This is a genomic window from Synechococcus sp. W55.2 (assembly GCF_047461635.1).
Classification (GTDB): domain Bacteria; phylum Cyanobacteriota; class Cyanobacteriia; order Thermostichales; family Thermostichaceae; genus Thermostichus.
The window spans coordinates 1-10,889 of sequence record NZ_JANSHM010000083.1 but is presented as its reverse complement, the minus strand read 5'-3'; the positions used below and the strand labels follow the sequence as shown (position 1 = coordinate 10,889).

The 10,889-nt window shown below is 61.6% G+C and carries 8 protein-coding genes; 7 read left to right on the top strand and 1 reads right to left on the bottom strand.

Annotation, left to right across the window (positions count from 1 at the left end):
• Positions 1-742: 742 nt before the first annotated feature.
• The 4 genes from NW828_RS12765 to NW828_RS12750 all read left to right on the top strand — a co-directional run bounded on the left by NW828_RS12765 (position 743) and on the right by NW828_RS12750 (position 5,567).
• Entirely contained in the window at positions 743-2,107 is a 1,365-nt protein-coding gene (locus tag NW828_RS12765) for a hypothetical protein (RefSeq protein ID WP_414342953.1), read from the top strand.
• A gap of 8 nt (positions 2,108-2,115) precedes the next feature.
• Positions 2,116-4,554: a primosomal protein N' gene (gene priA, locus NW828_RS12760; protein ID WP_414384246.1), complete on the top strand. Its 2,439-nt coding sequence runs from the start codon at positions 2,116-2,118 to the stop codon at positions 4,552-4,554.
• Positions 4,555-4,650: 96 nt separating this feature from the next.
• Entirely contained in the window at positions 4,651-5,022 is a 372-nt protein-coding gene (locus NW828_RS12755; RefSeq protein ID WP_414384244.1) for a YtxH domain-containing protein, read from the top strand.
• Entirely contained in the window at positions 5,019-5,567 is a 549-nt protein-coding gene (locus NW828_RS12750; protein ID WP_414384242.1) for a hypothetical protein, read from the top strand. Before NW828_RS12755 ends, NW828_RS12750 begins: the two co-directional genes overlap by 4 nt.
• Here the strand turns inward: NW828_RS12750 and metG are convergent.
• Entirely contained in the window at positions 5,564-7,120 is a 1,557-nt protein-coding gene (gene metG / locus NW828_RS12745) for a methionine--tRNA ligase (RefSeq protein ID WP_414384248.1), read from the bottom strand. The two genes, NW828_RS12750 and metG, sit on opposite strands and share 4 nt — an antisense overlap.
• A gap of 87 nt (positions 7,121-7,207) precedes the next feature.
• Between metG and NW828_RS12740 the strand changes: the two genes are divergently transcribed.
• The 3 genes from NW828_RS12740 to NW828_RS12730 all read left to right on the top strand — a co-directional run bounded on the left by NW828_RS12740 (position 7,208) and on the right by NW828_RS12730 (position 10,794).
• On the top strand, positions 7,208-9,091 hold the full coding sequence (locus tag NW828_RS12740; RefSeq protein WP_414384240.1) for an FAD-dependent oxidoreductase: 1,884 nt from the start codon (positions 7,208-7,210) through the stop codon (positions 9,089-9,091).
• 65 nt (positions 9,092-9,156) lie between these two features.
• Positions 9,157-9,447, top strand: coding sequence for a hypothetical protein (locus tag NW828_RS12735; protein WP_011433810.1), 291 nt, complete (start codon positions 9,157-9,159; stop codon positions 9,445-9,447).
• Positions 9,448-9,537: 90 nt separating this feature from the next.
• Positions 9,538-10,794, top strand: a complete 1,257-nt coding sequence (locus NW828_RS12730; RefSeq protein ID WP_414384238.1) for a DUF815 domain-containing protein — start codon at positions 9,538-9,540, stop codon at positions 10,792-10,794.
• Positions 10,795-10,889 lie beyond the last annotated feature (95 nt).

Below are 10,889 nucleotides of genomic sequence, written 5' to 3'. Positions count from 1 at the left end.
GCTTCTGGCTGAGCAAGAGCAGGGACAGCCCAGAGCAGGCTCAACAGTAGGCCACAGGGGGCAGAACAGGCAAGGTTCAACTGGGATCCCGCCGAGCCCGTCTGCTGTTGAGGAAGTTGAAGCGGATCCCTGGCTCCATTTTGCATCGCCATCGTGCGGTCATTCTCAACATCACCCCTAGCAGTATCGCAAAATGAAGGACAAAGATAAGACGGTTTTCCGCAGGCTCGCTGGCTGCCCTGTTCGGGCCAGTGGAAGCGAGTCCTCGCATTTGCCCCTGCAACGATGAGGCCGACCTGCGTCTGCCAGGAGCTCCGAGCACGGGCGGGACTCCTCTACCCTCAGCAGAGACGCTTGGATTGAGACCGAGTCGATTTAGATTTAGACTCAGTTTAGAATGGTGGGGCCATCTGTCCGTGATGGCGGGGGTGGGTGTTGTGGGCGATGAAAGGGGGCAAGGTGGCAGACTCTCAGAGCACGCCCAAGCAAGGGGAGACCTCTTCCGGTCGGGATCGGGCCTCGCGGCCGAAAAAAAGTAAGCCAAGCCCTTCTGCCCAGTCCGGGGATTTGGGAACCTCAGAAGCAAGAGCGCGGCCAAAACAGGCCGATAGTACTCCGCGCCGTGCGGAGCAGCAGGAGATTTTACAAGATCACCCTTCTGGCTTGAACCCGCCCAAAAATCTCTCTATACTGCAGGGAACTTTATCATTTGCTCCCGCTTCTTCATCTCTCCTTACAATCTATGCGTGCTCCTTCTTCAGGTGACTCGGATCCCATCCTTTCAGAGACTCATGCGGGCTGTTCAGCATCCGAACCGGATCCCAGCACAGAGCGCCATTTAGCCCTGAGGCAGCAACAGCCCTTGGAGAGCCGTCTGCTCAAAGCCGAAGCCGAGCTCCAAGAGCGGCGAGTTCTTCAGGAACAACTGCAGGCTTTGCACCAGAAGGTGGCCGAACAAGAGAAGGCGCTGCAGGAGCGGGAGCATCTCTTGCAACAGTTGCAGCAGACTTTGGCGGCTCAGAAAGTCCAGATCTCGGATCAGGAAGCTCAGCTTGCTGCTCGGCAACGCTTAAATGAACGGCAGCGGCAGGATATCGAGGCCCTGCAGGAGCAGATTGAGCAGCTACGCTTGGCCCACGCTCAGGAGCGCCGTCAATGGGAACAGCGCCAGCAGGAGCTGCAGGCCTCTCTGCTGGAAGCCCAGGATGTGGCGGAAAAGCGGGTGGAAATGCTGCAACGCTTTAAGGCAGAGCTTTCTCTGGCCCGCACTCAAATTGCCGAAACTCAGGCGGAGCTGAGCAGCCTGCGGGCTTTGTACAGCGACCAACAGGCAGCCTGGCAGGAGCAACGGGAACACCTCGAGGCCCGTTTGGCAGGCTATGCCGAGACGGAAGCCGAGGCCGAGCAGCGCTGGCGGGAACAACGGCAAGAGCTAGAAGCAGCCCTGGCCGAAGCCCAAGCTCAATTGGCGGCTTTGCAAGCTCAGCAGGAGCATCTGCGCCAGGGATCCCTGGCGCAGCAACAGCTTCAACAGCAGTGGCAGGCCCAGGCCGAAGCGCTGCAAGTGGCCCTCTCTCAAGCCCAGGCGGAAGTTACCCGTTGGCAGCAAGAGCACCGCCATCTGCAGGAACAGTACGCCCAAGCCCAGCAGCATCTCTCCGCCATGGAGCGGCAGTTGCAGGCTGCCTTGGAGCAGTTGGCCGCCCAACCCGACTGGCAGCCACAGTTGCGCTCTGCGCAGGCAACCATTCTCCATCTGCAAGAAGAAATTGCAACCTTGTCCACGCAACTGGAGAAGCAAGCAGAGCAGATCAAAGCCCTGCAAGGGGAGCGTGCTGCCCTGTGGGAAGAAAACCGCTCTCTCCGAGAAAAATACGAGCAGCAGCAGATGCATGTGCTGAGCTTGAAGGCGGCTTTGGAACGCAAAGGCTTGGATGTCCCACCTCGGGCCGATACCTCCAGCGCCCTCACGCGAACAGAGTCCCTTGGCCAGGCTCTGTCTCCAACCCCTGCTGCCAAGCCTACAATTCAGCCCCTGGCCCAACCTCTACCGTCTCGGGCAAGCAAGCGGGCGGTCGATCTGCCGAGGTTTCTGCCCCGTCCGTGAGGGATCCCGTGTTGCAGCCTGTTCCTCCCCGCTGGCTGGAAGTGTGGGTGGATCATCCCCATTTGGGGGGTTGCTTTACCTATCGTGTGCCAGAGGGATCCGCGCCAGAAGCGGGCGACCTGCTCAGCGTACCCTTTGGTCAGCAAATGGCGGGGGCAGTGGCCTTGGGTTGGCGCTCCGAGCTGCCGGCAGGGGTGGATCCGCAGTCGGTGCGGGAGATCGAGGCGGTGGTGGCCAAAGGGATCCTGCCCAAAGAATTCTGGCCCCTGTTGCAGCGGGTGGCCGACTATTACCTCACCCCTCTGGCCCAGGTGGTGCGCACGGTATTGCCCCCCGGCTTGCTCAGCCGTTCTCAGCAGCGTGTCCGCTTGCTCAGGCTCCCTGCCGAAGGGGAGGAATGTTCGCCGGCTGCCCAAACCCTGCTGCAGCTGCTTCAGGCCAAAGGGGGAGAGCTGTCTTGGCGCTATGTGCAACAGCAGGTGCCCACTGCCGCCCTCGCCCTGCGGGAACTGCAGCGACGGGGTTGGGTGGAGAGCTTTTGGCAGGAGCAACAGGGGGGCAGGGTGAAAACCCAGCTGGCCGCCAGTCTGGCCGACGACTCCCCAGAGGGGCTGAGCCTCCCTCAGCAGAAGGCGCTGCAGATCCTCAAGCAGAAGGGGGGAGAGCTGCTGCTCGCCGAGTGGGAGCGCCTGGCAGGAGTGAGCCGAGCGGTTCTGCAGGGGTTGGCCCGCAAAGGCCGTGTCCACCTCTACGAGCGCCCACTGCTGCGGCTGGGAGATGCCAGCCTGCCGGGGTGGCGGGATCCGCCCAGGCCCTTGACGGCCGCCCAGGCCCAGGCGGTAGAGGCGATCCGGCAAGCTTTGGGCCGGTTCCAGCGGTTTTTACTGCACGGGGTCACCGGTTCTGGGAAAACGGAAGTGTACCTGCAGGTGATCGCCCAGGTGCTGCAGCAAGGACGGTCGGCGCTGGTGCTGGTGCCCGAGATCGGCCTTACCCCGCAACTGATGGATCGGTTTCGGGCGCGGCTGGGATCCCAGGTGTGGGCCTACCACAGCGGCCTCTCGGAAGGCGAGCGCTACGACACCTGGCGGCAGATGCTGTCCTCCACCCCCCAAGTGGTGATCGGCACCCGCTCGGCGGTGTTTGCCCCCTTGTCCAAGCTGGGCTTGATCGTCTTGGACGAAGAGCACGACGACAGCTTCAAGCAGGATCAGCCCCAGCCCTGCTACCACGCCCGTCAGGTGGCCGAGTGGCGGGCCGAACTGGCCGGTTGTCCCCTGGTCCTGGGCAGTGCAACCCCAGCGGTGGAAACCTATGCCGCCCATCTGCAGGATCCGCAGCGGTGGATCCGGCTGGCCCTGCCGCAGCGCATCCCCCAAGCTGGGATCCCGGCCACCCTGCCCCAACTGGAGCTGGTGGACATGCGCCAGGAGCTCCAAGCCGGCAACCGCAGCATCCTCAGCCGCCGTCTACACCAGGCCCTGCAGCAGACGCTGGACAGAGGGGAACAGGCCATTCTCTTTATCCCCCGCCGCGGCCACAGCACCTTCGTCTTGTGCCGTAGCTGCGGGTTTGTCCTCACCTGCGAGCATTGTGATGTTTCTCTCACCTTTCATCTGGCCCATCTCGGCGGGCAGGAACTGCGCTGCCACTACTGCGGCGCCCGCCAACCCCATCCGCAGCGCTGCCCCGCCTGTGGATCCCCCTACCTGAAGCACTTCGGCACCGGCACCCAAAAAGTGGTGGAAGTGCTGCACCAGCATTGGCCCCAGCTCTCAATTTTGCGCTACGACAGCGACGCCACCCGCCGCAAGGGATCCCATCGCGATTTGCTGGAGCAGTTTCGCAGCGGCAAGGCCCAGGTGCTGGTGGGCACGCAAATGCTCACCAAAGGGTTGGACATACCCCAGGTAACCTTGGTGGGCGTGATGGCCGCCGATGGGCTGTTGCACCAAGCCGACTATCGCGCCGGCGAGCGCAGCTTTCAACTGCTCACCCAGGTGGCAGGGCGCTCGGGCCGGGGATCCCTGCCAGGACAGGCGATTATCCAGACCTATCTGCCGGAGCACCCGATTTTGAGGGCGGTACTGGCCCAAAATTACGAGGGCTTCTTGCAGGCAGAACTGCAACAACGGCGAGAGGGGGGCTATCCTCCCCATCGAGCTTTGATTTTGATCCGCTTGAGCAGCACCCGCCTGGAAGCCCTGGAGTGTTATTGCCATCGGGTGGCCGAACGCCTACAGGGGATCCCGGCAGAGGTGTTGGGGCCGGGGCCGGCCCAGGTGGAGCGGGTTGCCGGACGCTACCGCTGGCAGATCCTGTTGAAGCAGCTTCCCGACCAAGGTTGGGATCGCCCGAAGCTGGCTGCGCAGATCCAGGCCGCCATTGGCCATCCCCCCCAAGGGATCCGCGTCAGCATAGATGTGGATCCCCTGCGGATTCTCTAGGGGCGGTCGGCGAAAGCAGAGAGCCCAGAGATCTAGAGAGATCTTGAGGTAGTCTAGTTTCGGGGCCACCCGTATCCAACTCAACTCTGGCAAAGCATGGCTGAAAACCGGACTGGCGCGTTTATTGGTGGGCTGTTGCTGGGAACTGCTGTGGGCACCGCCATTGGCCTGCTCTTGGCTCCCCGCAGCGGACGGGAGACGCGGCGACTGCTGAAGAAATCGGCAGAGGCCCTGCCAGAGGTGGCAGAAGATGTGACCAGCAGCCTGCAGTACCAATCGGAAAAGCTGCTCGACTCCGCCCAAAAAAGTCTGGATGAGGCTCTGCTGCGGCTGCAGCAGGCAGTGGCGGTGGGCAAAGAAGCCATGTTGCAGAAGCGAAGGGAGCTGCTCCAAGCCCAGAACTCGCGTCCCTTTGGCGGGGAAGAAGCTGACCTAGAAGCTCGGGATGGGGAGGAGGCGGCGGGATGAACGACCCAGTCTTTTGGCTCGGCCTCTCGGTAGGCCTGGTAGCAGTGGGCATTTTGGCAGTGATCCTGACCCTACTACCTGCCGTCATTCAACTGGGTCGAGCTGCCCAGAGCGTGGAGCGCTTTTTCGACACGCTGCTGCGGGAATTGCCGCCCACGCTGGAGGCCCTGCGCCTGACCAGCCTGGAAGTGAGCGAGATTGCCGACAGCCTCGACGAAGGGGTGAAAGGGGCTGGGCAAGTGGTGAAGCAGGTCAACCGCTCCATCGAAGGAGCACGCACCCAAGCCCAGGGCGCCCAAGTCAATATCCGCAGCTTTTGGGCAGGGGTACGGGCAGCCTGGCAGACGCTGTCCGGCGAAGTGCCCACCACCACTGGCGTGATTCACAACCCGCGGCTGCGCCCATCCGACCCATCCAACCGTTCTTTCTCCGCTGCTTCATCAACACTTCCCCTGGGAGGTGACCGCCCTTTTGCCGGCGGAGCCACACCAGAGGGATCCCAAGCCGCTGCCCAATCTTCCCGACCGGACATCGCCAATCCCTAGGCGTTCCTCAGGATCTTCTGAAAGACAGGCGTAGGAGGCTGGGGCTCTTGCCCGGGGGGAAGCTGGCCCCAAGTCGCATCGGGATCCCAGCGCAGTTGCAGGGTGTCGGCGAGGGAGAACCCCAGCTGCTGCAGGATCTTGAGGCTGAGAGCGGGAATGAGGGGCGAGAGCAGCACTGCCACCCAGCGCACGCTTTCCAGAACGGCATAGAGGATCTGGGCCACCCGTTCCCCCTGCCCTTGTTTGTGCAGCGTCCAAGGGGCCTGCTCATCTAGGTATTTGTTGCTGGCCTGGGCCAAGCTGAGGGCTTTGCGGGCAGCAGAGCTGGGATCCAGCCGCTCGTAGGCGTCGGCCACTGCCGGGGCAAGGCGCTCGGCCAGGGTTTTGAGGGGGTGATCTGCAGGGATCCCAACTGCGGGAACGCGGTAGTCCGGTTGATATTTCTTGAGCATGGTGAGGGTGCGGTTGAGCAAGTTGCCCAGGTCGTTGGCCAGATCGGCGTTGAGCACGTCAACGAAGCGGCCCTCGCTGAAATCGCCATCCTTGCCCAGCTCGATTTCCGTCAGGAAGTAGTAGCGCACGGCATCGGCGCCGTATTGCTGCACCAGCTCAAAGGGATCCACCGTGTTCCCCAAGCTTTTGCTCATCTTGAGGCCATCTTTGGTGAGAAAGCCGTGGCCAAACACCTGCTTGGGCAGGGGCAGACCGGCGGACATGAGCATGGCCGGCCAGTAAATGGCGTGGAAGCGGACAATATCCTTGCCCACCAGGTGGACATCCGCAGGCCAGTAGCGGCGTAGGGCATTTGCCAAGGTGGGCTCGTCGTCAGGATCCAAAGCAGCACTGATGTAGTTGATGAGGGCATCAAACCAAACATAAAGGGTTTGGCCGGGATCTGCCGGGAAGGGGATCCCCCAGGAGACGCTGGGGCGAGAAATGGAAAAATCCCGCAGGCCCTGCTTGACAAAGTTAATCACCTCATTGCGGCGGCTTTCCGGCTGGATAAACTCCGGGTGCTCCGCATACAGGGCCTCCAGCTTTTCTTGGTAGCGGGAGAGGCGAAAGAAGTAGTTTTCCTCGTCTTTCCACTCCACCTTCTTGGTGGGGTGCAGGGGGCAAAATCCTCCCTCCAGCAGCTCGGCCTCGTCTTTGAACTCTTCGCAGGCCACACAGTACCAACCCTGCTGCCGGCCAATGAAAATATCTCCCTGATCCCAGACCCGCTGAAAAAACTCCCGCACAATGGCCTTGTGGCGGGGATCCGTGGTGCGGATGAAGCGGTCGTGGCGGATGTGGAGTAGGTGCCACAGTTTCGCAAACTCGGCAGAAAACTCATCACAGTGCTGCTGCGGCGGAACGCCCCGTTCTTCGGCGGTACGCTGGATCTTCTGGCCGTGCTCGTCGGTTCCCGTCACCATCAGCACATCCTTGCCCCGCAGGCGATGGTAACGGGCAATGGCATCCGCCACCAGGGTGGTGTAGGCGCTGCCGATGTGGGGAGCGGCGTTGACGTAGTAGATGGGGGTGGTGATGACAAAGGTGGAATCCGGCATGAGCATCCCCAAGGCTTTCTCCCATGATAGAGGTTGCGGGAAAGTCCAAAAGGCCAAGCTGTAGCGTGGGTGTGGAGAGGTCATTCGATGAAACTTCAGGTCAACCTTCTGGGGTGGAGCGGTGTGGCTTTGGGAGTAGGGATCCTCGGGGCGGGAGCGGGCCTGGCCCAACCCTCGACGGCGCCTCTGCCGGAAACCCGGATCCCCTGTGAGATTTTCATCGCGGGGGGTGGGCTGGGGGGGGTGGCGGCGGCCTATGACGCGCTGCAACTGGGCCGGCAGGTGTGCATGACGGAGATCACCGATTGGATCGGGGGGCAGGTGAGCGCCCAGGGAGTCTCCGCTTTGGACGAGCGACCCCTGCAACGAGAAAACGACATCTTCCCCAGGGGCTACAGCGAGTTTCGCCGGCGGGTACGGGAAAAATACGGCGGGGATCCCAATCCGGGCAAATGCTGGGTGAGCGTGCTCTGCTTTTCCCCTCAGGTGGGCCATCAGGTGATCCGGGAGATGTTGGATCCCTATCTGCAGTCGGGGCAGTTGCGGCTGTTCACCGAGACGGTAGTGAAGGATTTGGAGATCAAAGACTCTCAGATCCGCAGCGTGCAGGCCATCCGCAACATCCCCAAACACGCCGGCGTCCAGCCAGAGAATCGAGGGGATCTCTCCAGCTACTTTCTCGATTTTTATCGTCTAGAACCCACCGAGGACTGGGACAAGGAGATCCTGCGCTTTGAGCCGCCGCCAGAACGCCAAGACAAAACCCTGCCCTGGGTGGTGATCGACGCTACTGAAACCGGCGAGCTGCTGCCCTTGGCGCGGGTGCCCTACCGCCTGGGAACCGATGGCCAAAGCCGCTGGGAACCCAGCTCCAAGCCCTATGTGGATCCCTACTGTACCCAGGGCTTCACCTACACCTTTGTCCTGGAGCGCTCTGCTGTGCCCCAAGTCCCCATCAAGCCCGAGTTCTACAATGACCCACTGCACGGTCCCTACTACAGCTTTGAACAGCCGCGCTTTAACTTTGGCCTGGTCTTTACCTACCGCCGCATCCGGGGACAGGTGTTTGGCTTTGGGGAAGAGGCCATCCGGGTGGGGGATCAATCCATGCAGAACTGGACCTGGGGCAACGACTGGCGCATCACCGGCCCGGAGATGAACCTCATCCTTACCCACGAGCAACTGCAGGCCTCAGGCCAACTGCAGCCGGGCGGCTGGATGGGGGGCCTGCGGGTGGAAGCCCTGCGGCGAGCTGAGCAGCATGCTAAGGGCTTTTTCTACTGGCTGGTGGCGGGAAGGACGGATTTTCTCCTGCAACAGGAGGATCCCAACTTTCAAAAAGACTTCTACTTGCGCTATGCCTACCTACGGGGGCCCAATACCCCCATGGGAACTGCCAGCGGCCTCTCCAAGTACCCTTATATCCGCGAGTCGCGGCGCATCATTGGTCGGCCCAGCCTCTCCTACCCAGAAGGATTTACCATCTACGAGTCGGACATCACCACACGGGAATCGGAGCTAAACCGCGGGCGGCCCTTCATCTTCTACGACTCGGTGGGGGTGGGCCAGTACCCCATCGACTTTCACGATTGCCTGCTGCCGGATTTTTCGCTGCCCCCCAGCAACAACAAAGACGCGCAGGCCCCCAGCTACCCTTACCAGATCCCCCTGCGGGCTCTGATCCCCCAGCGCATTGACAATCTGCTAGCCGGCAACAAAAATATCGCCACCAGCCGCATTGCCAGTGCCTCCTACCGGGTGCATCCGGTGGAATGGGCCATTGGCACCGCCGCCGGCCACACGGCCCACTTTGCCCTAGAACGGGATCTGATCCCGGCAGAGATCGTGGAGGAGCCGCTTTTGGATTTGCGGCTGTTGCCAGCTCTCCAGGCCCAAATCCAGAGCTTGGGCAACCCCATTCAATTTCCTGGCACCACCATTACCGCCACCGATTGGGCCCAATCCCGCTAGCCTAGAAAGGCAGGGTTGGGAGTTGACCGGTGGATCCCGTTGGGGTTGGACTTGTGGGCTGGGAGATGCTTCGCCCCTCTTTATGGGCCGCCACGGCTCTGTGGGGCTTAGGGCTAATGTGGGGGTTTTCGCCGCTGCATCAAAAGCTGCAGGAGAGCTGGGAAAAGCAATTGCTATGGGATCCCAGTGGAGCTTTGGCTTCCTTGCTGAGCACCCTTCCCTTTTTGCTGGCAGCAGGCTTGGTGGTAGCCCTGACGGAGATCTCCTTGGGCAAAAGCTGGGCCGTCTCCTGCGGCCTGATCGCCTGCGTCGGCGGAGGCCTCTATGAACTGGGCCGGCGGGACAATGCCAGGTAACTCAAGCGCTCCGTGTTGTTAACGCAACTACCCCCAGTCTCCTCCCCTAGGGAGCGGATAAGCAACGCCAAGTTAGAGCGGCTTCAAGCGATGACCCCCCTCCAAGAAGCAGCAGAAGCAGCGGCCAAGCTGCTGGTATTCCGGGACATCTGCACCCACCCCCTAGCCCTAGCCTGGCAGGAGCTAATCCAGCAGTTGATGAGTGGGGATCCCCTGCCGTGCTGGGCGGCCTACGGGCGCTGGTTTGAGCTTTTGGCCCGGCAGGGCCTGAGCTGGCGGCAATGGCTGATCCGGGAGATCCGCTGGGCCGATAACCCCTTTTCCCGCGCGGCGCTGCAGCCCCAAGGGATCCCAGAGCCTCTTATGCAGGCTGCCCGCCACGACCTGCGCTGTCTGCAAACCCTAGCGGACAGTCAGGAGACCATTGCCGAGCAGATGCAGGCGTTGGGGTTGGGGATCCCCTGGCCCGATGGGGAAACCGATAGCGCTGGCTGGGATCCCCGCTCTTTTGCCGATTGGGGCCTGAGCCTGGAGGACTTAATTGCCCACTACCGCCAAAGGGGGGTAGGGCTCTGTGGTCGCTACTGGGCCTTTCGCTGGGGGCCAGCAGGGCTAGAAGGGATCCCTGCTCCCGATCTGTCTGACTGGGAGGAGATCTACGGCTACGAACGGCAGAAACAGCAGTTGGCGGCCAACACCGAAGCCCTGCTGCGGGGGGATCCGGCTTTGCATGTGTTGCTCTACGGGGCGCGGGGTACGGGCAAGTCTTCCCTGGTGAAGGCCTTGTTGCGCCGCTACGGCCTGCAGGGGCTGCGCCTATTGGAGCTGAGGCGAACAGACTTGATTCAGTTGCCGGAAATTTTGGCAGAGCTGCGGGCGCAGGTGTTGCCTTTCATCTTGTTTGTGGACGATCTCTCCTTTGAGGCAGAGGAAACCGAGTTCAAGCAGCTCAAGGTGCTCCTGGAGGGGGATCTCGTTGCGCCGCCCCCCAACGTGCGCCTTTATGCCACCAGCAACCGCCGCCATCTCATCCGCGAGTTTTTTGGCGACCGTCCCAATCCCCAAGATCAAGAAGTCCACGCCTGGGATACGGTCCAGGAAAAGCTGTCGCTGCGGGATCGCTTCGGCCTCACCCTCACCTTCACCCCCTTCACCCAGGGAGATTACCTGGCAACCGTAGAACACTTGGCCCAGCGGCTGGGTTTCACCCAATCTCTGGATGCCCTGCGCCGCCAGGCCTTAATCTGGGCCCAACAGCAAAACGGCTTTTCCGGTCGCACTGCCCGCCAGTTCTTGGATGCCGTTCGGGCAGGGCTGGTGAAAGGCAACGATGGACTTCCGAGCTAGAGGTGGTGACTATTCCAAACTGATACATTTACGCTGAACACTGCTGAACATCACTGTTCAACTATGCAGCGATAGCATTCTGTTTGTTTCCAAAC